The sequence below is a fragment of the Flavobacterium aquidurense genome, assembly GCF_002217195.1.
Taxonomy (GTDB): domain Bacteria; phylum Bacteroidota; class Bacteroidia; order Flavobacteriales; family Flavobacteriaceae; genus Flavobacterium; species Flavobacterium frigidimaris.
Map to the genome: position 1 here is coordinate 1 of NZ_MUGR01000037.1, position 25,783 is coordinate 25,783.

General features: G+C 35.0%; 18 protein-coding genes. 12 read left to right on the top strand and 6 right to left on the bottom strand.

Translation table 11 applies throughout. From position 1 onward, the window contains the following. Positions 1-178: 178 nt before the first annotated feature. Both B0A67_RS19005 and B0A67_RS19010 read right to left on the bottom strand, forming a co-directional pair. Positions 179-718: a 3-hydroxyanthranilate 3,4-dioxygenase gene (locus B0A67_RS19005; protein WP_072964777.1), complete on the bottom strand. Its 540-nt coding sequence runs from the start codon at positions 716-718 to the stop codon at positions 179-181. Between the two features lie 107 nt (positions 719-825). Next, positions 826-1,926, bottom strand: a complete 1,101-nt coding sequence (locus B0A67_RS19010) for an endonuclease/exonuclease/phosphatase family protein (RefSeq protein WP_072964776.1) — start codon at positions 1,924-1,926, stop codon at positions 826-828. 228 nt (positions 1,927-2,154) lie between these two features. Between B0A67_RS19010 and B0A67_RS19015 the strand changes: the two genes are divergently transcribed. The 10 genes from B0A67_RS19015 to B0A67_RS19060 all read left to right on the top strand — a co-directional run bounded on the left by B0A67_RS19015 (position 2,155) and on the right by B0A67_RS19060 (position 16,672). Next, entirely contained in the window at positions 2,155-3,054 is a 900-nt protein-coding gene (locus tag B0A67_RS19015; RefSeq protein ID WP_084074659.1) for a S66 peptidase family protein, read from the top strand. Positions 3,055-3,211: 157 nt separating this feature from the next. Next, positions 3,212-3,571, top strand: coding sequence for a YraN family protein (locus tag B0A67_RS19020; RefSeq protein ID WP_072964775.1), 360 nt, complete (start codon positions 3,212-3,214; stop codon positions 3,569-3,571). Positions 3,572-3,690: 119 nt separating this feature from the next. Then, entirely contained in the window at positions 3,691-4,347 is a 657-nt protein-coding gene (locus tag B0A67_RS19025; RefSeq protein WP_041516777.1) for an aspartate kinase, read from the top strand. Positions 4,348-4,745: 398 nt separating this feature from the next. Continuing rightward, complete coding sequence (locus tag B0A67_RS19030; RefSeq protein WP_072964774.1) at positions 4,746-5,309, top strand: RNA polymerase sigma factor; 564 nt, start codon at positions 4,746-4,748, stop codon at positions 5,307-5,309. 379 nt (positions 5,310-5,688) lie between these two features. Continuing rightward, positions 5,689-6,867: a FecR family protein gene (locus B0A67_RS19035; protein WP_072964773.1), complete on the top strand. Its 1,179-nt coding sequence runs from the start codon at positions 5,689-5,691 to the stop codon at positions 6,865-6,867. Between the two features lie 131 nt (positions 6,868-6,998). Continuing rightward, on the top strand, positions 6,999-10,271 hold the full coding sequence (locus B0A67_RS19040) for a TonB-dependent receptor (protein ID WP_072964772.1): 3,273 nt from the start codon (positions 6,999-7,001) through the stop codon (positions 10,269-10,271). A gap of 8 nt (positions 10,272-10,279) precedes the next feature. After that, the gene (locus B0A67_RS19045; protein WP_072964771.1) at positions 10,280-11,791 is read left to right on the top strand and encodes a RagB/SusD family nutrient uptake outer membrane protein; all 1,512 of its coding nucleotides are present in this window, start codon (positions 10,280-10,282) and stop codon (positions 11,789-11,791) included. A gap of 16 nt (positions 11,792-11,807) precedes the next feature. Further along, the gene (locus B0A67_RS19050; protein WP_072964770.1) at positions 11,808-12,914 is read left to right on the top strand and encodes a SusE domain-containing protein; all 1,107 of its coding nucleotides are present in this window, start codon (positions 11,808-11,810) and stop codon (positions 12,912-12,914) included. 139 nt (positions 12,915-13,053) lie between these two features. Then, complete coding sequence (locus B0A67_RS19055; RefSeq protein ID WP_072964769.1) at positions 13,054-14,439, top strand: alpha-amylase family glycosyl hydrolase; 1,386 nt, start codon at positions 13,054-13,056, stop codon at positions 14,437-14,439. Positions 14,440-14,491: 52 nt separating this feature from the next. Continuing rightward, entirely contained in the window at positions 14,492-16,672 is a 2,181-nt protein-coding gene (locus tag B0A67_RS19060; RefSeq protein ID WP_072964768.1) for a glycoside hydrolase family 97 protein, read from the top strand. 139 nt (positions 16,673-16,811) lie between these two features. Here the strand turns inward: B0A67_RS19060 and B0A67_RS19065 are convergent, their stop codons facing one another. Then, positions 16,812-17,366: a DUF5683 domain-containing protein gene (locus tag B0A67_RS19065; RefSeq protein ID WP_072964767.1), complete on the bottom strand. Its 555-nt coding sequence runs from the start codon at positions 17,364-17,366 to the stop codon at positions 16,812-16,814. Positions 17,367-17,685: 319 nt separating this feature from the next. On the opposite strand from B0A67_RS19065, the gene B0A67_RS19070 reads away from it, so the two are divergent. Beyond that, the gene (locus B0A67_RS19070; RefSeq protein WP_072964766.1) at positions 17,686-18,192 is read left to right on the top strand and encodes a DUF6169 family protein; all 507 of its coding nucleotides are present in this window, start codon (positions 17,686-17,688) and stop codon (positions 18,190-18,192) included. Between the two features lie 196 nt (positions 18,193-18,388). Here B0A67_RS19070 and mfd read toward each other — a convergent pair whose 3' ends face one another. Next, complete coding sequence (mfd, locus tag B0A67_RS19075; protein WP_072964765.1) at positions 18,389-21,754, bottom strand: transcription-repair coupling factor; 3,366 nt, start codon at positions 21,752-21,754, stop codon at positions 18,389-18,391. Beyond that, a complete protein-coding gene (locus B0A67_RS19080; RefSeq protein ID WP_072964764.1) occupies positions 21,747-22,373 on the bottom strand; it encodes a hypothetical protein in 627 nt (208 codons plus the stop codon). The genes mfd and B0A67_RS19080 overlap by 8 nt, the downstream gene beginning before the upstream one ends. 488 nt (positions 22,374-22,861) lie before the next feature. Here B0A67_RS19080 and B0A67_RS19085 point away from each other — a divergent pair, with 488 nt between their 5' ends. Next, positions 22,862-23,800 (top strand): L-threonine 3-dehydrogenase, encoded by a 939-nt coding sequence (locus B0A67_RS19085; protein WP_072964763.1) that lies wholly within the window; start codon positions 22,862-22,864, stop codon positions 23,798-23,800. Between the two features lie 81 nt (positions 23,801-23,881). Here B0A67_RS19085 and B0A67_RS19090 read toward each other — a convergent pair whose 3' ends face one another. Continuing rightward, positions 23,882-25,762 (bottom strand): M1 family metallopeptidase, encoded by a 1,881-nt coding sequence (locus tag B0A67_RS19090; protein ID WP_072964782.1) that lies wholly within the window; start codon positions 25,760-25,762, stop codon positions 23,882-23,884. Positions 25,763-25,783: the final 21 nt, after the last annotated feature.

Here is a 25,783-nt window from a genome sequence, read left to right on the forward strand (position 1 = left end):
TGTCCAGACGGTAGGATAGAAGTGGAAATCCTTTTTCTGGCTTCTTTAGCCAGGAAAAGATTGAAACGGATAGCGGGAAATAGCTCCTGAAAAAAACTGAAATTCTAATTTAGAAATTTCTAATTCTATAATACCTAACAGGTTTTAAAAAACCTGTTAGGATATGTTATTCAATATATTACTTCTTCGCAACAAATCTTGGATCAGATTCCATTACAGTGCCACAATTATCGCAGGTTCTAAGTTCTAAGGAATTATAGAAATGTTCGAAATGCGGCAGGAAATCTTTCTCGATATTGTGCAGTTCAAACAACACTTCATAAAGCTTATGATTGCAATTGTCACAATGCCAAAGTAATCCGTCTGTATATCCTTTTCCGACACGTTTTCGTTCGATTACCAAACCTATAGAACCTTCTGAACGAACTGGAGAATGGGGAATTTTTGCGGGATGCAGGTACATATCGCCGGCATTTAATTCCATTTCTTTACGTTCGCCATCTTCCTGAATGACCACTTTTATGCTTCCTTCTAATTGATAAAAAAGCTCTTCTGTTTCGTTATAGTGATAGTCTTTACGGGCATTTGGTCCTGCAACAATCATCACGATATAATCGCCTGAATCTACATAAATATTCTTATTTGCAACTGGTGGTTTCAATAAATGACGGTTTTCGTCGATCCATTTATTCAGGTTGAAAGGTTTTGCTATTGACATCTTAATTGGTACTGGGTTTCTATGAAGCTAAGTTAGTAAAAAGTGATCAGTTTACAGTCACAGTTTACAGTTACAATATTCTGAAAACTGTGACTGTAAACTGAAAACTATTGCATCTCTTTTATCAAATAAATATAAACAGGGAAATGATCGCTAAAACCAACTTCGGTTAAACTGTGCCGTAACGGATAACCTTTATATTGTCCTGAAGTCTGAATCAAAAATGGCCTGTTGAAAATGCCTGCTTTCCAGAATTTGAAGGTAGAAAAATCGGGTTGTATAAGAGACTCCGTGATTATAATCTGGTCAAAAATATCCCAGGAATCCCTAAAGGCAATTGTTCCCATGCCTTTTTTTGCCATTTCTTCGAACGGATTAAAAACTCCGAATTCGGGAACTTCACTCTTTTTTGCCTTTGCTCCCAAGGCTACTTTTACACTTCGGTTGAACGGACCGTCATTTAAATCTCCCATTGTAATCACTTTTGCATTAGGGTTTATACGCTGAAGCGAGTCGATAATTCTTCTGTTTAGATTTCCTGCCGCTTCACGAAACGGACTGCTTTTCTTTTCTCCTCCTGATCTCGATGGCCAGTGATTAACGATAATATGAATCTCTTCCCCTTCCAGAAAACCGGTTATTAGAAGTTGATCTCTTGTAAAAATTCGATTATTATTTTCTGTCTTTATTTCGAGTTCATCGTCTGTCTCTTCTTTATTTTCCTCTTTTACAATGGCGTTATTTTTATAGAGATACAAAGGTATATTCGAATAAGAAGTTGGTTTGAAATATTTCTTTTGGTACAATAATGCCACATCGATTCCGCGTTTATCAGGCGAATCAAAATGAATGATTCCATAATCAAAATTTTGCAATTTGGGTTCTTTGATCAGGTCCTCCAGAACGCCACGGTTTTCTATTTCAGAACCTCCGATTAATGTTGGCGCATTAGGATTTTCCGGAGTTCCTATTGCTGATAAAACCTTTGAAAGATTTTTTAATTTTTGCTCATACTTTTCTTTTGTCCAATGTTGCGCTCCGTCTGGTGTCCATTCGTCATCATGGGTTATAGGATCATTTATCGTGTCGAAAAGATTTTCGAAATTATAAAAAGCTACGGTATGAATCGTGTACTTTTTAGACTGCGCTTGTAAGGATGAAAAAAAAAGAAAGCCAACAAAATAAAACTGAAATCTGATAAACCTCATAAACTTTACTATTTTAAAAAGTTCAATTTAAGCAAATTAATCTATTTGTAGGATTTTTCCAATTATTTTATTTTTAAAAATCTCTATATTTGTTTATAATTAATAATGAATAAGCAAAAAAATATGAAAGCGAGTCAACATCTACACTTCAGAAAACACTTTTCTTTTTGTAAATTCCTATTTCTTATTTTTGCTTTACAATCATTCAACTGTCAATCCCAACAAAACATGATAACACCACCTTATTTACAAAAAGGAGATACTGTAGCTATTGTAGCCACTGCGAGAAAAAATATCGAAGACAACCTTAAACCAACGATTGACTTATTGCACAGTTGGGGTTTAGAGGCTGTCGTTGGCACCTCAATCGGGCTTGACTTTAATCAACTGGCAGGAACTGACGAACAACGCGCTGCTGATTTCCAGCATCAGTTAGACAATCCTAATATTAAGGCAATCTGGTGTGTTCGTGGCGGATATGGAACGGTGCGAATGCTTGATCTTTTAGACTTTACTAAATTTAAGCAGCATCCAAAATGGGTTATTGGCTTTAGTGATGTTACGGTTTTGCACAATCACCTGAATACTATGGGCTATAAATCGATTCATGGCATAATGCCCGTGACGATTCCGCGTGCTACTCCGGCAGCTATCAGCTCAATGAAATCGAGCTTATTGGGCGAACCCTTATCTTATACTATCGCACCGGACAAAATGAACCGTTTCGGGAAAGCAACCGGAGAATTAGTGGGCGGAAATTTATCTATTTTATACAGTTTATTAGGTTCACCATCAGCTATAGATTGCAAGGATAAAATTTTATTCATCGAAGATTTAGACGAATATCTGTATCATATTGACCGTATGATGATGAATCTGAGACGCAATGGATGCATTGAAAATCTAAAAGGAATCATCGTTGGCGGTATGACCAAAATGAAAGACAACGAAGTTCCGTGGGGCAAAAATGCTGTTGAAATCATTGATGATGTTACTAAAAAATACAATATTCCGGTAATCTTCAATTTTCCTGCCGGACATATCCAGGATAACAGAGCTTTGATAATGGGAAATACCATTTCGATTGATGTTAATTCGTCAGGAAGTACCGTTTCTTTTCAAAAATAATAATTTCTCGTTTTCTTCCAATTAAGAAGAATCCAAATACCACATAAAAATCTCGCAAAGACGCAAAGTCGCAAAGAATTAAATAAAACTTTGCGACTTTGCGTCTTTGCATGCAAAACAAACTCATAACTAATAACTCAAAACTCATAACTTAAAAATGGCTGAACATAACGATCTGGGCAAAAAAGGAGAAGAACTTGCCGTGGAATTTCTTGAGAAAGAGGGCTATACAATTTTAGACCGAAACTGGACTTTTCAAAAGGCCGAGATTGATATTATTGCGCAAAAAGAATCTATTTTGGCCATCATTGAAGTGAAGACAAGATCGAGTCTGGATTTTGGTTTGCCACAAGATTTTGTCAAACCTAAAAAAATTCAGCTTCTAGTAAAAGCAGTAAATGCCTACATAAACGATAGGGAAATAGATTTTGATGTAAGATTTGACATCATCGCCATTCATAAAAACAACGAATCATTTGCAATTGAACATCTTACGGATGCTTTTTATCATTTTTAACATAATTTTTTATTGTTATATTTGTAACAAATTGTTTTTTTATTTATATTTGTCGAGATTTATAACATCACTATTAACTAAACCAACACAATCAAGTTACAAAAAAAAGAAAAAAAGCTATGAAAACTGTTTCTTCAATCGTCGAAAATTACATCAAAACAAAACCTTTTTTATTAAATGCGCTATCGCTTGGAATCATCAACCTGACGTCGCTCTCCCGGAACATTATGACCGAACTGGAAAGTGAATTTGGCAAAGAAGTGAAACAAGGTGCTGTTGTAATGTCACTGAAACGACTCACGGAAGAATTAGATTTTAAACTGAACCATAAAATCAATAAAGTAATCAAGAATATTGGTGAAATCACGGTTCGTTCTGAATTGACAGATTACACTTTTGCAGCTTCTGAAACTGTTTTAAACAAACAAGCTGATTTAATTTCTGATATTAATGCTTTATCTGACATTTTCTATACCTCATCCCGTGGTGTAAATGAAACCAATATTGTGGTGAGCAGTAGTGTAAATCATTTAGTTGAAAAACATTTTATTCGCGAAAAACTAATTCAGAAATTAGACAATCTGGCTTCAATTACGGTAAAATTACCAAAAGAAAATATCGTTGTTCCTGGAATTTACTATTTCATTTTTCAACGTTTGGCCTGGGAAGGAATTATCATAAACGAGGTAATTTCTACTTCAAATGAGTTTACTATTTTAGTTGGAGAAGATCAGGTTGATGTTGCTTTTAAAGTAATCAAAGACTTGAAAAACTAATTCATATTAAAAATTACAAAGAATCAATTGTCGATTCTTCCTTATACAATCCTTTTATCATTTCTTCCGGAAAAGATGAAAGGATTTTTTTTACGCTTTCATTTATAAAATCAACATTGTTTATAATTCAAAATAAGAATATTCTTGACAAATGATTATCCGGATGATTTTTTTAAATAATACCCGTTAAAAACACACTTGCCTGACAAAAGGGCTATTCCCAAGACGTTTGGAGCTATATTTCATAAATTTTATTAAAAAAGACAGAATTAAGTTTTTTTTAATAATATTTGTTGCGAATAATATTTTTATATATTTGCTAACCAGTCAGGGAATCAGAGTATCAATTTTGATAGTATCATAATATAATTAGATTTAAATACGGACTAATTAAATTAATGTTAGAAGCGAAGAACCATAGCGACAAATTATTGGTGAGTGAGCTCAGAAATGGCAACGAAAAAGCATTTCGTCAGCTTTTTGATTTATACCATCAGGATATTTATGGTTACAGCATTAGTTTATTAAAATCAAAAGAAGCTGCAGAAGAAAATGTTCAGGATGTTTTTATGAAAGTTTGGCAACATCGCGAAAACTTAAATCCGGAACAATCTTTTAAAGCCTATATTTTTACAATTGCCAGAAATCAGGCATTTAATTCTTTGAATAAAGCAGCAAATGATGCATTACTAAAAGAAGCCATTTTTTATGAAAGCCAGAAATCTCATGATTATGGCGATTATTCGATTCGTGAAGCCGATTGCAAGAAGTTACGAAAAGAAGCCATGGGGCAATTGCCACCAAAACGAAAGAAAATTTTTAAGATGTCAAGAAAAAAAGGAATGACTTACGAAGAAATCAGTCAGGAACTCGGCATCTCTATCAATACAGTCCGGAATCAAATGAGCAAAGCATTAGAATCGATGCGGGTCTTTTTTCAGGTTCATGACGAGATTATCTAAACCAAAAAACCATTTAACCATTAAAATCACTCTTACCGGGTGATTTTTTTTTGGTTTAACCGCAAGGGACGCAATGGGTTTATGCAAGGTTCGCAAAGTTTAAGATCTAAAAAAAGCGTAATATAAAGTCGTAAATGCTCTGAATCCGAATTTACCTCAATCTTGTCTTTTCGACGAAGGAGACCCGAGTGATTTGTTTCTTCAAAAAAAAATTAAAAATTCAAAAAAATATTTTTTGTACAAACATCAACAAATTCAATACTTAACGAGTTTTTCACCTTCTTCCAAATGTTAAAATTCAAAAATTTATAACGTTTGAGTAGTACTCAACTTGCTTTCAACTGTATTATATAAAACCAAGTCCTAAAATCAATTCGTAATGAATTCAAATTCTGAAATAAGAGATCTTTTACAAAAGTTTGTTTTGAACCAATGCACACCCGAAGAAACAAACGAGGTAATTGCCTACTACAAAAAAAATAAGCTAACGGATGATTTTCCTTCTGTAGAGGATATTCAAAATCTTCTTGGCGAAATGCCTAAAATGGATCAACAAACGGCTGATTCTATTTTTGCTTCTATTTTAGCTAATACAAAAGAAGAGGAGACTGTAATAGAAATCAGTCCTAAGAAATCAAACTTCAGAAAACATATTGCAATCGCCGCTTCGGTTGTTGTTTTATTAGGAATTGGTTTTGCTTATCAAAAAAATGCTTTTAAAACTCAAACAGAGCAAAAATTCGATTTTAAAAGCACGGATATCGTATTGCAATTAGAAAATGGAAATACGCAAATTATATCTGAAAACAATAAAGTTGAAGTTAGAGACGCAGATGGAAACATAGTAGGAAATCAGGATGGAGACAAAATTGTTTACGACAATAATTCAGATTTAGAGAAAATAACCTACAACACGATTAAAATTCCGTATGGCAAAAAATTCCGATTACAATTGTCTGATGGAACAATGGTGCATTTAAATGCTGGAACAACTCTAAAATATCCGGTGAAATTTATTGCAGGCGAAAACAGGCAGGTTTTTCTGGATGGAGAAGCTTTTTTTGATGTTGCCAAAGACAAGAAACATCCTTTTATAGTAAATGCTGATGCTTTGAATATTCGTGTATTAGGAACTCACTTTAATGTTTCTAATTACCCTGAAGATGCTGCCACAGATGTTGTTTTGGTTGAAGGTTCTGTTGGAATGTATCGTTCAAACGAAGAATTTGATGCTACTACCAATACCATTTTAAAACCAGGATTTAGAGGAAGTTTTAATAGAGAAAATGCCCAGATTTCTACCAAACCTGTTATTACAGACATTTATACTTCATGGATCAATGGCGGTTTGACATTTAGAAATATGACTTTCAAAAATATCATCACAAAACTGGAAAGACGCTACAATGTTACGATTGTAAACAAAAACGAAAAACTGGCTAACGAAAAATTTAACGCGAGTTTTAGCGATGAATCGATAGAGAAAGTAATGAGTTATTTCAATGACATTCACGGCATCAATTACACCATAAAAAACAATCAAATACTAATTAAATAACCACTAAAACCAATGAAAAAATATGAGAGAATAAAAGTACAGGAATAAAAAAATCGGAAAGAGCTGCGAACAATTTCCGATTAACTAAGTGATTGAATATAACGAATTAACTACAATCAATTAACAAAATTATGAAAAAAAAATCAAAGAATGTTGGGTTTAAATACCCAATGTTCCAATATGACCTAAAATTGAAACTAACTACACTACTTATTTTGGTCGCCATGTTTAATATTCGAGGAAATACTTATGCCCAAAAAACAAAAGTAACCCTTGAATTAAACAATTCAACAATCGAGAAGGTTATTGAGACCATAGAACAAAAAACGGATTTCAGGTTTATTTACAAACTGAACGATATCGACTTAGACCGAACGATTTCTATTTCTGTAAAAGACCAGCCGATAAATGTTGTTTTAGATAAACTTTTTAAAGGAACCCCAACAGAATTTAAAATTCGGGATACTCAGATTATCTTAAAAAAACCGGAACTAAAAACACAAAACATTCTCTATCAAAAACAAACTGTATCCGGAATTATTACGGACGAAAATGGTTTGCCTTTACCCGGAGCTTCAGTTACTGAAGAAGGAACAAAAAATGGTATGGTTACTGATTTTGACGGAAAATATAAACTTACTGTAGAAAGTCCATCTTCTGTAATCATTGTATCCTTTGTAGGTTATAAAGAGAAAAAAGTAGTGGCCAGTCAAAATGTGATCAACATTCAGCTTATGCCAGATGCTACAGATTTGCAGGAAATAGTGGTTGTAGGTTACGGCACAACCGTTAAAAAAGATATTACCGGCGCTGTTTCTTCAATTGCTTCAAAAGACATGAATCAGGGCGCTATTGTAAACCCATTACAATTAATTTCGGGTAAAGCTGCAGGTGTCAATATTACTCAAATTGGTAACGAACCGGGTTCAGGACCTAGCGTTCGTATAAGAGGAATTGGCTCTTTGATTGGAGGAAATGATCCTCTAGTAGTCGTAGACGGAATTCAGGGAAATCTGGATTTGTTAAATCAGGTTCCGCCAAGCGAAATAGAAAGTATTGATGTTCTTAAAGATGCTTCAGCAACTGCTGTTTATGGTTCAAGAGGAGCGCCCGGAGTAATTATCGTAACCACCAAAAAAAATAAGGCAGGAAGAACAACATTGGAGTATACCGGATCTACTTCTTTAGATTTTATTCCAAAAAAACTAAATATGCTGAGTGCTGACCAATGGTGGCAAACTGCTCAGGCTGTTGGCGTTCCGGCATCTGCAAACCATGCTTCAGATACTGATTGGTATGGTCTTTTGACTCAAACCGGTGTAACACAAACACACAGTTTAGCATTTGGCGGAGGAACAGATAAATTTAGCTATAGAGCTTCTATAACAGCTATTTTACAAGACGGAGTAGTAATAAACACTGGGAATAAAAAATATATTGGCCGTGTTCAGGCAACACAAACAGCTCTTGATGATAAATTAAAATTGTCATTTAATTTAACTAACGGAATTAACAATACGGATAGCAGCATTGGGAATATTGGAACAGCTGCTTATATGTCAAATTTGATAACAAATGCTTATTTAATGCGACCAACAGATCCTGTTTTTAATCCTGATGGAAGTTATTTTACCGATCCAAATGTGTTTCAATATTTAAATCCTTATGCAGCTGCACAAACAGTTACTAATGAAAGACAAGAAGACAATTTATTTGGAAGCCTGAAGGCTGATCTGGATTTAGCTAAAGGCTTAACCTTTGGCTGGTTTGGCAGCTGGAGAAAAACAAACAGTTCTGTTGGATATTTCCTTCCGGTAGAATCGACAAATGCCTATGCAGTTAGTCAAAATGGATATGCTAACATTAAAAATGAAAAGCAAAACGAAAGATTGATGAATGCAAGCCTTACTTACAAGAGAACATTTGGCATTCACAGCATAAATGCATTGGCTTTATACGAATGGCAAAACCAAGCTTATCAGGGTAATTATACTCAGGCAAAAGGTTTTATAAGTGATAAAACTACTTACAATGCATTGCAGTTAGGTGATTTATCGAAAGTTACATCTGGAGATATAGAATCATATAAAAATGACAGAACATTAGTATCCTTTTTAGGACGTGTAAATTATTCATTACTGAATCGTTATTTATTTACCGGAAGTTTTAGACGAGATGGTTCATCTGTATTTGGTGTAAATAACAAATGGGGAGATTTCCCGTCTGCATCTGTAGCGTGGCAAATAAACAAAGAGTCCTTTATGGGAACCCAAAATTTATTTAATGAACTTAAATTACGTGTTGGATACGGTGTTACAGGTAACCAACAAGGTCTTTACCCTCAAAACTCTCTTTCATTAGTAGGCAGACAGGGATCAGCTTATTTTGGAGGTTCCTTAATTACTAATTTCGGTATTAGTCAAAATGCGAATGCTGATTTACAATGGGAAACCAAAAAACAAACCAACATTGGTCTTGACTTTGCTCTTTTAGACAATAGATTAAGAGGAACTGTAGATGTTTATGATGCTACAACAGATAATTTATTACTTGATTACACAGTACCACAGCCACCTTATGCCTATAATACCATCAAAGCAAATGTTGGAAGTATCTCCAATAAAGGTTTAGAGGTTTCTTTGGCATATGATCTTATCAGAACAGAAAACAGTACACTTACATTAGGCGGTAACGTTTCGTTTATGAAAAACAAAGTACTTAATTTAAGCGGAAGTATTAATGGCGTTCCTTTAAATACAGATTATGTGGGATGGGGAGCTCCAAACTCTTTCCTTGTTGAAGGAAAACCTGTAGGTGCGTTTTATCCTCTGCAACACACAGGCGTAAATTCTAATGGAGTAGAAACTGTATTGGATCGTAACGGAGATGGCGCAATTGATCAGGGTGTTACAAGCGCCGATCGTTATTATGCAGGAACTGCGTTACCAACTTATACGTTTGCTTTCAATCCAACCTACAGATACAAAAATTTTGATGTTTCTATGTTATGGAGAGGTTCAGGAGGAAATAAAGTTTACAATCAGCTTAATCAAACCCTAAGCATGCTTGAAAATACAGGTAAATCAAATCTTTTACAAAGCGGTGTTGATAAAGGCATTCGTACTTCACCATACGCATCAGACATATGGTTAGAAGACGGTTCATTTATACGATTAGAGAATGTTACAGCAGGTTACAGCTTCCGTTTTACGGATAAATATGTCGATTCGATCCGACTTTCACTTACTGGAAATAATTTATTACTAATTACTGATTATACAGGTATTGATCCGGAATTAAATATTAGCGGAAGCGGAAAATCTGAAGACAATTTTGGAGGTGATAAAGGAATTTATCCTCGTACCAGAAGTATTGCATTTGGTTTAAGTGTAAAATTTAAATAGTAAAAGAAATGAAAATTAAAAATATATTGTTGGCAGGTGTCTCTTTACTTGCCTTATTTAGCTGTACTGATGTTGATGAAAATGTATACGACAAATATGCCGCAGATGACTTTTACTCCACTCCTGAAGGAGCCAATAGTGCCTTAGCAGGTATTTATGCACAGATTCCGGGAGAATTTACAAGAGATGGAGCTACCGGTGTTGGTTATGCGGGTGCAGATAACGGCTGGTATGATATGAACTGTATGGCATCGGATGAACAGGTTATCCCACACAGAACAGATGGTAACTGGCAGGAAGATTATGCCCGTTTGCATAAACACACATGGTTACCAACAGAAGGTATTATAAACAATACCTGGAATTGGTTGTACAAAGGTATTTTCAATGCCAATTTAGCAGTAGGATTATTAGAAAAATCAAATGCCGAAACAGCAAAAATTGCAGAAGCTAAAGTATTGCGTGCTTTTTTCTATTATTTATTAATAGATGATTTTGGAGATGTTCCTTTTTATACAGACAACAATGTTACTGTAGATAAAATTCCGCAAGCCAGCCGTAAAGAAGTATATAACTTTATTGTAAAAGAACTTACTGAAAATGTAGAATTACTTTATGGTACAAAAGGAGGTGATTTTTATGGCCGTTTCAACAAATGGGCAGGATATACCTTATTGGCGAAAGTGTATCTTAATGCAGAGGTTTATACTGGTGAAGCAAAATGGAGTGAGTGTTTAGCAGCTTGCAATAAAGTAAGCGATGGTGGATTTTCACTACACTCTGGCGAAGCAAGTGCCTCTAGCCCACTTGGAAATAAATACTATGAGTTATTTGGGGATGTATCGCCACAGGATGAAACTATTTTATCCATTTTTGCAACTATAGATATTTTATCACGTAATGTTTATGCGGTTAGAAGTCTATCCGGACCAAACGCAAAAGCTTTATTTGGATATGACGGTTGGAACGGTACTATTGTTCCCAAAGAATTTTACCTGAAATATGCTGACAATGATATTCGTAAAAAACAATTTTTAGTAGGCGAACAGCCAGGTGGCGTTAATTATACATTAGATGTTCCGTCTTTAGATAATCCGGGAGCACCTCCACAAGCTGGTGTTCGTAATATTAAATTTTATCCGGCCGGATCAAATACGGGAGGCGGGGCTTCAAATGATTTTCCAATTTACAGATATGCCGATGTTATTTTAATGATGGCAGAATGTAATGTTCGTTTAGGAAATACAGGAACTGCAAAACCTTTTATAGACCAAATTCGAGTACGTGCGGGATTAGATCCATTAAACGCAAATCCAACTCTTGATGATGTTTATAACGAAAGAGGTTTTGAACTAAACTGGGAAGGACACAGAAGACAGGATATGATTCGTTTTAACAAATTTTTACTGCCAAATCAGTTCAGAGGGGAATCTCCTGCTTTCAGAAAATTATTCCCAATTCCAACATCTGCCTTAAATGCTAACAGAGGGTTAAAACAAAATCCAGGTTATCCGGGATAATAAAAAATAAACTATTATGAAAAAATATATAAATAAATTATTTGTATTAGGCACCCTGCTTTTTTTAGGTGCCTCCTGTGAAAGTGATGCAGAATTAACGACCTTAAAAACGGTACCTTTTCCAAGTAATATTGAAGCTTCTTCTACCACATTGGTTCTAAATGAAGAGACAGAAGATCAATCTGTAGAATTAATTTCATGGCCTGCTGTTGCATTTCCTGTTGGTACTCCTGTTACTTATGCATTGCAAATTGATATAATTCCTGACATTACCGGACCAAAGGCGTGGTTAAAATCGAAACGAATAGAAGCCGGTGAAGATGTTTTAAGCAAAGCTTTAATAGGGAGAGACTTAAACAAAATTGCTATAGACTTAGGCATTTTGCCTAATGTTGCGGGAAAATTAGTGGTTCGTGTAGAAGCCAGTGTAGATCATAAAGTGTACTCAGATTACATCACATTAACGGTTACTCCTTATGAAAAAAGTGTCGTTTTTGGTGAAATTTACATGCCAGGATTTTATCAGGGAGAATTTAATGTAGGAACTGCTGCGGCCTTAACTGCTATTTCAAAAGGTGTTTATCAGGGTTATGTTACACTTCCTGCTGGTAATGGTACTGATTTTAAATTGAATACTGCCAGAAACTGGGATCAATATTATGGTGCAGGAAATAGCAATAATGATTTAAAAAACGGAAGCGAACCCAATTTTCATCTGCCTGGAGCAGGTTCATACCAGATCAAAGTAAATTTAAATACATTAAAATGGACTTCTACTCCGTATGCTTGGGGAATTGCAGGAGATGCAACACATGCACCAACACCTGAAGATAAAGATTATGGATGGAATAACGCTATTCCGATGTCATATGACCATCAAACCAAAACATGGAAAATTACTGCCAATTTATTACCCGGAAGTGTAAAGTTCAAATTAAATAATAATTGGTCAGTTAATTACGGACCCGCAGATTCATCTACAAATACCGTTAATCTTGACAATGGAGGTGCTTATGGTATCAGCGAAGCAGGAACATATGAAATCACTTTTAAAATTGATGAAGTTGATCCTGTCTCAAACGGTTATCCGGCAACTGCAACATGTACAATAGTTAAAAAATAATCTATATCAGTATTTAAAATTACAGTTTAGATTAGTTTGAGTTGATACCTGCCTTTTTTGAGCGAAAGGCAGGCTATCTTAAAATTTTAGAGGTTATCATCTCAAAACAAACTCTGGACGTATTAAAAAAATTAAAATTATGAAATCAAATATAAACATCGTTTATGCACTACTGCTTACGTTAGCGTTTGTTTCCTGTAGTTCATCTGATAACGATTCAGATTCAAATACACCTCCTCCTTATCCGCAATACGGCGCCTCATTCGATAAAATGCCTAATAAAGAAGATGCCATTATTTATCAGGTAAATATCCGTTCTTTCAGTCAGGCCGGAACATTAAAAGGTGTTCAGGATCGCCTAACTCAAATTCAGGAATTGGGTGTAAATGTTATTTATTTAATGCCGGTTTTTCCGGTTGGAAAAGAAAAAGTTGCGGCAGGACTGGGTTCTCCTTATGCTGTAAAAGACTATAAAGCAATAAATCCGGATTTTGGAACTTTACAAGATCTTCAGGTGCTGGTTGAAGAAGCGCACAAAAAAAATATGGCTGTTATTTTAGACTGGGTTGCCAATCATACTGCATGGGACAATGCCTGGATTACCCAACATCCTGATTGGTATCAAAAAGATGCTGACGGAAAAATCATTATTCCTCCGGGAACCAATTACAATGATGTTGCCCAATTGGATTTTACCAATAGAGAAATGAAAAATGCTATGATTGATGCTATGGAATACTGGGTTTACACTGCAAATATTGATGGTTTCAGATGCGATTATGCTGATTTTGTCCCACAGGATTTTTGGACTGAAGCCGTTTCAAAACTAAGAAAAATTAAAAAAAATCAGAAAATATTAATGTTGGCAGAAGGTACAAACGTGAATCTATTTAGATCTGGTTTTGATTATACTTTTGGATTTAATTTTTTCAGCACTTTAGAAAAAGTATTTAAAGAAAATTTATCTGCAAGTACCATACAAAATGCAAATGCAGCAGAATATTCAACAAATTATAACGAGGAAAATAAAATTGTAAGGTACACCAGCAATCATGATGTCAACCTTTCAGAAGGAACTCCAATTGAGCTTTTTGGCGGTAAAAAAGGATCTGTAGCATCATTTGTTGTTGCCGCTTACATGAAATCTGTTCCGATGATTTATAACGGACAGGAAATTGGATATGCACAAAGAATTAATTATTTCGAAAAAACTCCAATTGACTGGTCAACTGCAGATCCGGAAATGCTGGCTCAATACAAGAAAATAATTGCTTTCAGAAACTCAAGTACTGCTATAAAAAAAGGAACTTACACCGGATACAGCAACGATGCTGTAAGTGCTTTTACAATGGTAAAAGATGCTGAAAAAGTTTTAGTCCTTTCGAATTTAACTAATAATGATGTAAAATATCTTGTATCTAATTCATTAAAAGGAACCTGGAAAGATGCTTTTACAGGAAATACAGTAACTGTTGGCAGTGAAATTACATTACTTCCTTTTCAATATTTAGTATTGAAAAACTAATACCAGTGCAACTTAAAAAAACAAAGTTAAGTTGGCTAAAAAACTAAAAAACATGAATTTTAAATTTCAAAAATCCCTTTTCCAAATTCGTTTGGGCAAAAAAATCGCGCTGTTACTTTTTGTCTGTGCCAACTCATTATGGCTTCAGGCGCAGGAAATAACTTCGCCAAACAAAAATCTTTCTTTAAAATTTGAATTAAAAGAAGGCGGAATTCCGTCTTACCAATTATCATACAAACAAAAAGCAGTTATAAAACCAAGTTCTTTGGGTTTAGAATTAAAAGATCTGCCTTCGTTTATGGATGGTTTTACCATTACAAATACAGCACAATCCTCTGTTGATGAAAATTGGAATCCTGTTTTAGGTGAAGAAAAAACAATTCGCAACAATTACAACGAATTGGTTGTCACTTTAGCACAGGCAAAAAATAACAACCGATATATTCGCATTCGTTTCCGTTTATTCAACGACGGATTGGGTTTCAGATATGAATTTCCAAAGCAAAATGATTTGAATTATTTTGTAATAAAAGAAGAACGTTCTGAATTTAATCTGGCCGGAAATCATAAAATTTTCTGGATTCCGGGAGATTATGATACCAATGAATATGCGTATACGACTTCGAAGATTTCTGAAATTCCTTCGCTGATGAAAAAAGCAACGATCGAAATCAATTCGCAATGGCCTATTAAGGAATTATCGGTACAAACTCCTTCGATGATGAAATCTGATGACGGTTTGTACATCAACATTCACGAAGCTGCTTTGATCAATTATCCGGCAATGTACCTTGAGGTTGATGCTGTAAATAACAAAATGCGCAGCCATTTAGCACCTGATGCCGTTGGAGCAAAAGGTTATATGCAAACTGATGCGCAATCGCCTTGGAGAACTATTGTGGTAAGCGATAAAGCAACTGAGATTTTGGCTTCAAAACTAATTTTGAACCTCAACGAACCAACAAGTTACAAAGATGTATCGTGGATAAAACCGGTAAAATACATCGGAATTTGGTGGGAATATTTCGTTGCCGGAAAAAGCACCTGGGCTTTTGGAAAAGAAACTAACGTAAAACTAACAGATGATTTTACCAAACTTACGCCAAACGGAAAACACGGGGCTACAACAGAACGCGCAAAAGAATATATTGATTTTGCTGCTAAAAATGGTTTCGATGCAATCCTGATCGAAGGCTGGAACATTGGTTGGGAAGACTGGATCAACAACTGGAAAGAAGAAGTCTTTGATTACGTAACTGCTTACCCTGATTTTGATGTAAAAGCGGTTCATGCTTATGCCGCTTCAAGAGGGGTAAAAATCATCATGCACCATGAAACTTCAGGATCTGCAACCAATTATGAGCGTCGTTTAGACCGTGCTTTTCAGTTTATGAATGACAACGGTTATGATGCTGTAAAAACAGGTTATGTAGGTAAAATTATTCCACGTGGTGAACATCATGACGGACAATGGATGGTGAATCATTACATTAATGTGGCCAAACGTGCTGCCGATTATAAAATCATGATTGACAGTCACGAAGCAGTGCGTCCAACGGGTTTAAACCGAACTTTCCCGAACTGGATTGCTCAGGAATCTGCTCGCGGAACTGAGTTTGAATCTATGGGAGGTTTAGCACCTGATCATACAACGATTTTACCATTTACAAGATTAATGGGCGGACCAATGGATTATACACCTGGGATTTTCCAAACGGATCTTTCGTATTACGGAACCGGAAGTTCTCAGCGTGTCAACACAACTTTGGTAAAACAATTGGCGTATTATGTTACGATGTACAGTCCGTTGCAAATGGCGGCAGATATCCCAGGTAATTACGAACGTTTTCCAGATGCATTTCAGTTCATCAAAGATGTTGCTGTAGATTGGGACAACAGTTATATTCTCGAAGCTGAACCTGGAGATTATATCACGATTGCCCGTAAAGCAAAAGGCAAAAACGAATGGTTTATTGGCGGAATTACCGATGAAAACGCAAGAACGGCAAACATTACTTTTGATTATTTACCTGCCGGAAAAAACTTTATCGCTACTATTTATGCTGATGCAAAAGAAGCGAATTGGAACGTAAATCCACAAAAATATACCGTGACTAAAGTTGTAGTAAATTCTAAAACAATTCTAAAACAGTATTTAGCTCCGGGTGGTGGCGTTGCCATTAGCATTAAAGAAGGAAATCCTGCAGAATTAAAAGGATTGAAGAAATTGTAAATTCTCTCTAAAAAAACCCTGTCTGAGCTTCAGCAAAATGGCACATGAAACAATCATGTGCCATTTTTGATTTCCTTCATTATCGTTTTGCTTTAGAAATAATGCTAAAACTGAATCTAAAATTACAAAAGTAAACCTCTTAAAAAGAGTACGTACAAGCAAATCCAAAACCAGATTGCATATTTTCACTCTTGAAATTCACTGAAGGTTTAAAAGCTAATTTCTCGCTTACATTAAATTGAGACAAAGCTGCATCGATATTGGCATCAATGATATTTAAAACATAAAAACCAACAATAAATAAAGCCGATAAATCTCTATTTCTTTGAAATTGTTTTTGTGCAGAGACCAACTGACTTTCGCTTAAGTTCGCCAAATACTCAGAGCTACTTGCGCTTCCTGCAAGTCTGCTTTTGTATTCGTTTCTGTAAATGTTGTAGTTTTTCTGACTGTCGATATAAAAATAAGTACTCGTACCGATTGCGCCATAAACCAAAGGAAGTTTCCAATATTTTTTATTATAAATCTGTCCTAAACCAGGAAAAATAGCCGAATAAAAAGCTGCTTTTGCAGGACGTAAAGGATCAATTTCTTGTGATTTCAGCGTATCATTTACAACGATTTGCTTGCCTTCCTGTGCAAAAGCGGAGGTTAATCCAAAAAATAAAAAGAGAACAATAAATTGATATTGCATAGAAAAGTTTGCTTTAAAATTTTTCTCAAAGGAAACTTTTTAATTCTAAGCATTTTCTTAACTAAAAGATAAATAAAACTTAATAAATAACAATGATAAACTATGATTATACGTCTCATTAGGAATGATAGGTAAATAATATTAATAATATTTTATTATTCAACATTTTAGAAGTTTCTTTGTAAAATTAAACCTACAATAGAAAATAAGGAGTCCGTAAAAAAAGCAATCATCAAAATGAGAGATGATAAAGTGGCTGTACGCTCTTTTTTGCAAGGCAAAACTTCTATTGAAACCTTAACTTCAAAAGGTATCAAACTTGTTAAAACAATATAATTATACTTTTCATCCTAATTTTGGTTATTACAGTTTTCTTACAAAAAGACAAATTGAATATCGAGTTGCTCTTTATGAGGACTTTACACTTGCATCTTGTGTAGCTAATGATGTTGAAATTGGACAAGTCTATCAAATAACAATAGATAAAATAAGTAGTGAACCTGCTCCGTTTGATGCTTGTGTTTCTGAAACAATTAGAAATATTGTCTCAGCTTTTTTTAAAAACATTCAGGATGCATTAATTTATATTTACGATGATAATGATAAAAAAGCTTATCAAAGATTTTATGCTTTTGATAGATGGTATAATAACAGTAAAATGACAGACTCCGTCACAAAACTTAATAATATTATCGAATTTGATAATGATGAAGGATTTCTTAAACTTCACACCTCTTTGATGTTTCACAATGATAATAACAATGTTGATAACATCAGATTAGCCTACGATAATTTAAGAAATGTAATGAACGGAGACAAACCGTAATTATCTTAAATCATTAAGACATTATTGAATATCTTATCTAAATAATTATTGAAAAAGGTGAACTGAATTACTAAACTTCTCGCCTAGCCCCGATAGCACTGGGAATCCTTTTGTGCCGGGGTTCGGCACAAAAGATTGAAAGGTATAGCGGGATTAATGGTCTTTTGAAACGAAATTGATCTGCTCCTAAAAAAAATTACTCTCCCAATAATTCCATTAATTCCAAAGCTCGTTTGGTCGATTTTACATTCTCAAAAGTCAAGAGAAGGCGTAGACCGTTTGGCGTTTGTTTTTCTTTCATTGTACAAAGTGAGCTATATTTTTGTACAAATTGCAGCACTTTTCTAAACTTAGACGATTGATAATAGTCAGATTGCTGATCCGAAACAAAATAGCCAATCATTTTACCTTTTTTCATCACCAGTTTCTCAATACCTACGTTTGTAGCAATCCATTTGATGCGAATACTGTTCATCAAGGCATTGGCGCGCGGAGGCATTGGCCCGAAACGGTCAATTAATTTGTTTTGGAAAATAACCAGTTCTTCTTCATTTTTGACAGAACCCAACTCGTTATATAAACTCAAACGTTCGGTAACATTATTGATATATTCATCAGAAAACAACAACTCAAAATCAGTATCGATTTGTAAATCTTTTACGTATTCTTTGGTCTCAATATCGTTCTCTTCCGGATAAAGATCTTTGAATTCGTTTTCCTTTAATTCTTCGATCGCTTCGTTCATGATTTTTTGGTACGTATCAAAACCAATTTCATTAATGAAACCGCTTTGCTCTCCGCCTAATAAATCTCCGGCACCACGAATTTCAAGATCTTTCATGGCGATGTTGAAACCGCTTCCGAGTTCGCTAAATTGTTCCAAAGCCTGAATACGCTTTCTGGCATCTTCGGTCATGGATGAATATGGCGGACAGATAAAATAACAGAATGCTTTTTTATTGCTTCGTCCTACACGTCCTCGCATTTGATGCAAATCTGACAATCCAAAATTATTCGCGTTGTTGATGAAAATCGTGTTGGCATTGGGTACATCCAAACCACTTTCGATGATTGTGGTGGCAACCAAAACATCAAAATCTCCGTTCATAAAACCCAACATCAATTCCTCGAGTTTGGCGCCTTCCATTTGTCCGTGACCGATCCCAACTCTTGCATTTGGCACCAAACGCTGAATCATTCCGGCGACTTCTTTTATATTTTCGATTCGGTTATTGATAAAGAAAACCTGTCCGTTACGCTGAATTTCATACGAAATCGCATCACGAATTATTTCTTCATTAAACCCAACGACATTCGTTTCTATTGGATAACGATTTGGCGGAGGCGTTGTAATTACAGATAAATCTCGTGCCGCCATCAACGAAAACTGAAGCGTTCTCGGAATTGGCGTTGCCGTTAATGTCAGCGTATCGACATTTGCGGCAATCGTTTTTAGTTTATCTTTTACGTTTACACCAAACTTTTGTTCTTCATCAACGATCAATAAACCAAGGTCTTTAAAAACTACATTTTTATTGACCAGTTGATGTGTTCCAATGACGATATCCAGTTTTCCTTCGGCTAAATCTTTTAGGGTTTGTGCTTTTTGTTTCGCGGTTCTAAATCTATTTAAATAGCCAATAGAAACGGGCATATCTTTTAATCTTTCGGTAAAAGTTCTGTAATGTTGGTACGCCAAAATAGTTGTGGGAACTAAAATCGCCACTTGTTTGCTATTATCAACGGCTTTAAAAGCGGCACGAATCGCAACTTCTGTTTTTCCGAAACCAACATCGCCACAAACCAAACGATCCATTGGGCGATCGCTTTCCATATCGGCTTTTACTTCCTGTGTCGATTTGGTCTGATCCGGTGTATCTTCATAAATAAACGAACTTTCTAATTCGTTTTGCAAATAACTGTCCGGTGCAAACTGAAAACCTTTTTCCAATCGGCGTTTTGCATACAACTGAATCAGGTTGAACGCAATATGTTTGACGCGCGCTTTGGTTTTTTGTTTTAAAATTTTCCAGGCGTTCGATCCTAACTTATATATTTTTGGAGGCGTTCCGTCTTTTCCGTTGTATTTGGAGATTTTATGAAGCGAATGTATGCTTACATAAACAATATCATTATCAGCATAAACCAGTTTTATGGCTTCCTGCGTTTTGCCTTCGACCTGAATTTTTTGCAATCCGCCAAACTTCCCGATTCCGTGATCGATGTGGGTTACATAATCACCAACAGAAAGTGCGGTTAATTCTTTAAGCGTGATATTTTGCTTTTTAGAATAGCCGTTTTTGATATTAAATTTATGATAACGCTCAAAAATCTGGTGATCTGTATAAGCTGTTATTTGGTTTTCTTCGTCGATAAAACCCTGGTACAAAGGCAATACAATCGTATGATATTGCTTTCTGATATTTTCTGAATTGGCTTCATCCAGACTTTCGAATATATCATGAAAACGTTTTGCCTGTGTTTCATTCGAACAGAACAAATAATTTTTGTATCCGTTGAAATGATTGTCGCTCAGATTATTCAACAACAAATCAAATTGTTTGTTGAAAGAAGGCTGCGGCTGAATATGAAAATCAAATGTTTTTGTTGTTTTAAAAATAGGCTTTGAAGCCAATTCTACAACCGAAAAATCTAAAGCTCGTTTGATAAACGAACTCTGATTTAAAAATAATTGTTCGGGTTCTGCGTGTTTTATTTCTTTGGATAATTTCTCAAAAGCTTCTTCGGCTCTGGCAAATTGTTTGTCTAACTGACTTAAAAGTCCCTCTGTATTTTGAATAAAAACAACTGTTTTTTCAGCAATATAATCTAAGAAACTTTCGCGGTTTTCCTGAAATATCTTATTCTCAACATTTGGAATAATCGTGATTTTTTTATGGGTTTCTACCGATAATTGTGTTTCAACATCAAAACTTCTAATACTGTCTACTTCGTTACCAAAAAACTCAATTCTATAAGGATGATCGTTTGAAAATGAGAATACATCGACGATTCCTCCACGAACCGAAAATTCGCCGGGTTCTGTAATAAAATCGACTCTTTTGAATTCGTATTCAAACAAAACTTCGTTGATAAAATCGATCGAAATCTTATCGTTGACCGCCACTTTCAAAGTATTCTTATCCAGTTGTTGTCTGGTTACTACTTTTTCGAAAAGTGCTTCCGGATAGGTGACAATTATCGCTGGTTTTTTACGGGAATTAATTCGGTTTAAAACCTCAGCACGAAGCAAAACATTCGCATTATCAGTCTCATCAACCTGATAAGGACGGCGAAATGATGCGGGATAAAACAAGACATCCTGCTCTCCGATCATTTGTTCGAGATCGTTCAGGTAATAAGCGGCTTCTTCTTTATTGTCTAAAACAACCAAAAATGGCAACTCTGTTTTTTTGAAAACGGCGCGCATCACAAATGAAACTGCAGACCCTAACAATCCGTTAAGATGCATTTTTATCTGATTTTGTTCTAGTAACTGTGCGGCAATCTGCTGATTTTTTGGCAGATTATCATACATGGTATATAAGGCGTTTTTACTCAACTTTTGGTAATTTTTTATCTATGTTTTGTGCCTGAATTGGAACTGCAACTGCATTCGGAATCGCACGTGTTGTGTCTAACATTTTTAAGAAATCCTCTTCTCCCTGTTCTTTCGGAATTTTACTTTTTATAATAATATTATCCATTTGTCTTTCCAGAGAAACTAATTCTTTGTTGATATCTCCCACTAAAAAGGTCACTTTTTCAGCCGGAATTTGATTTAAATGAATAAACAAATCCAGCATTTTGACTTTAGTGATCAAAACAGAAATTCGGCTTTTTATTGCAGGAACGTTAAACTCAGCAGGAATATTGTCGTTTAAAGCCAGTGCTTTTTTCGAAATAGCTGTTGATTTTTTTTGAAACGCTCCTATTGTTTTTCTCGGTTTGTCTGCGATTTCTTTTAAGAATTCACGCCATTCATTCCATGAACTTACCTTTTGTTCTGAAATTTCATTAATAGGTTCGTCAATAAACTCCCAGCCTTTATTGATAGTATTAAAAATAATTTCCTTTTTTTTGGCTTCTTTTTCATTTTCAGCACGGCGTTTTTCATCTTCATTTTGACATGAATTCAATACAAAAACAAAAAGCAGAAAAAGAGATATTTTATATTTCATTTGGTAAAACATTAAGCTACAAAGTTACAAAGTAAATTTACAATTACGAATTCTGTTTTGGGCTATAAATGATGTAGATTAACATATTATTATTTGCCACAGATTTCACAGATTAAAAGGATTTAATTCTAAATAAACCAGTCTTATTGGAATAGGTACTTTGAAAATTTAACTGCAAAGCACGCAAGTCTTTTTTACCAGTATGAAATAATCTCGCAAAGGCGCAAGGGCGCAAAGTTTATATTTCTTGTAACTGCTGCATCTTAGCAAAATTAAAGACCAAATAAGATCATAAGCTTAAAAAACTTCGCGCCTCTGCGCCTTTGCGAGATTAAAAAAACTTGCGTGCTTTGCGGTAAATCATAACGCTTCAACGGAGAATAATCCAAAAAAGCATCTTTATCGTTGTTATATTTATAATTTGTTGTTATGAAAAGTAAAAATATTTGCGAAAACGTTATATTTGTACATCTAAAAAAACATCACAAATGAATCCAAAAATATTGATCATTGGCGCTTGCGGTCAAATTGGGACAGAACTGACTCAAAAACTTCGCAAGTTATACGGAACAGAGAATGTAATTGCTTCTGATATCCGAAAATTAAATACTGACGTTGTTAATTCAGGTCCGTTTGAAGTGGTCAATGCTTTAGATTTCAATCAGATCGAGCATCTTGTCGAAGTGCATAAAATTACCGATATCTATTTGATGGCGGCACTTTTATCGGCTACAGCCGAGAAAAACCCTGCATTTGCCTGGGATCTGAATATGAATTCATTATTTCACGTTTTGAATTTAGCGAAAGCAAAAAAAATAAAAAAGATTTTCTGGCCATCCAGTATTGCGGTTTTTGGACCTACAACACCAAAAGAAAACACACCTCAATACACAATAATGGAACCTTCTACTGTTTACGGAATTAGTAAACAAGCCGGAGAAAGATGGTGCGAATACTACCATAATATTTATGGCGTTGATGTTCGAAGTATACGTTATCCTGGCTTAATTAGCTGGTCAACACCTCCTGGTGGCGGAACTACTGATTATGCGGTTGATATTTTCTATAAGGCAATTGCCGATAAAAAATACGAATGCTTTTTATCATCAGAAACAAAAATGCCAATGATGTATATGGATGATGCGATCGATGCGACGATTAACATTATGAAAGCGCCGGTTGAAAAAATCAAAATACATTCTTCATACAATTTAGCGGCGATGAGTTTTACGCCAACTGAAATTGCGAATGAAATCAAAAAACATATTCCTGAATTCACCATTACTTATGAGCCTGATTTCCGTCAGAAAATTGCGGACAGCTGGCCGGCAAGTATCGATGATTCTCAGGCAAGAGAAGACTGGGACTGGAAACATACTTTTGATCTGGAATCGATGACAAAAGATATGATTGAGCATTTGAGCTAATTTCAATTGCCTATGAAATAAAAATGCCCGTTTATTAATTTAAACGGGCATTTTTTTATGTATTAATGTTTAGGGTGAAAATTACTTCACTTCAAAAACATTATTTGCAGCTTTTACATCCGCCATTAATCCGTTTGGATCTATGGTGATTTTTTTGATCGCTGATTTGTTTTTGTCTATCGTAAAACTATAGTTAGATTGTGCCCAGGCCCAATCTTCCAGAACTGTTCTTTTTACTTCAGGATTTGGATTTGGCTTAATAAAATTCATCATTCTTAACGGAATATAGAAAGTTTCAGAAGTTCCGTCAGTGTATTGAACTGTCAGGTCTATTGGCATTGGCATTCTGCCGATTCTTTCTAAACTTACAGTAGTTTTTCCTGCATTATCTGCCACATCTTTGATGCCGTAATCAATTGTATTTGTTGTTTCTGTCCAATCGATTAAATACCAGTCTAACTCCGCTCCTGAAACTCTTTCAGCTGTTCTTTTGATATCGTTTGGAGTTGGATGTTTGAATTTGAAATCGTTAAAATATCTTTTTAGAGTAGCATCTACATTTTCTTTACCAATTACATATTCTAATTGTGATAAAAAGATACTTCCTTTTATATAAGCTGAAATACTATACGGTCTGTTTTCGTCATAACGATCACCATGAGTTCCTTGTGGCTGTTCTTTTCCTGAATTTACTAATTGGTAATAAGCTGCATAATTTCCTTTAAACGGATTTACTTCTTTTTTATCTCCTTTTAATTCATTCAAAGCACTGTCTTCGATATAGGTTGTAAAACCTTCATCCATCCAAGGGTGTTTTGATTCATTTGAAGCCAGAATATGCTGAAACCATGAATGTCCTAATTCGTGCGTTGCTGTTCCCAGAATTCCCTGAAGGGTTCCGTTTCCTAATATTAACGTACACATTGCGTATTCCATTCCGCCATCTCCACCCTGAATAAACGAGTATTGTTTGTACGGATATGCTCCTACTCTATTGTTGTAATACTCCATAACTTTTACCATTAAAGGCTCTAATTGTTTCCAATTTTCAGTTGTTTTCGGATTGTTTTTGTAGAAGAAATGTAAATCGACATCATTTGGTCCTTTTACAATATCATGCGTGTATTCTTTGTCCGCTGCCCATGTAAAATCATGAACATTTGGCGCAATAAAATGCCATGTCAACGTTTTTGTTTTCTTTGGATAAGTAACTGTTACACCTGCATCCTGATATCCGTGTCCAATTTCGTTCTTGTCCTGCAAATATCCTGAACCACCAATCGTATAGTCTTTATCAATTGTAATTTTTACATCAAAATTACCCCAAACTCCATGAAACTCTCTTCCTATGTAAGGATCTGCATGCCAGCCTTCAAAATCAAATTCAGCTAATTTAGGATACCATTGCGACATCGACAATTCGACTCCTTCAGAATTATTACGTCCTGTACGACGAATCTGAAGCGGAACCTGACCATCAAAATCCAGCGTAAAAGTAGTTTTCGAATTCGGCAAAATTGGTTTTGCCAAAGTCACTTCCATTATTGTTCCTGAAACTCTGGTTTGAGCCGTTACACCATCTTGTTTCAGATTGGTAATTTTCAGGAATCCAATTTCGTTAGGTTTTAATGTTTCAATTCGGCTTTGTTTTACCTCTTTTCCATCGGCACCTTTTACTTTGGTTACCATTCTTCCGTCAGGGTCTTTTATGGTATGCAAACGCGCATCCATTTCGCTCCCTGGCTGAAATGCATTTAGAAATAAATGATAGTAAACCTTTTTTAAAGTATCCGGAGAATTATTGGTGTAGACCAATTCTTGTTTTCCTTTGTACTGATAGTTTTTTACATCCATGGAAACTTCCATTTTGTAATCAACGTGTTGTTGCCAATATGGTGCATTTTGTGCAAATGCAGGGCTTAAACCCAAACTCAAAAAGGAAAGTAGTAAAATTTTTCGCATCATCATGTTAATAAAAATGGA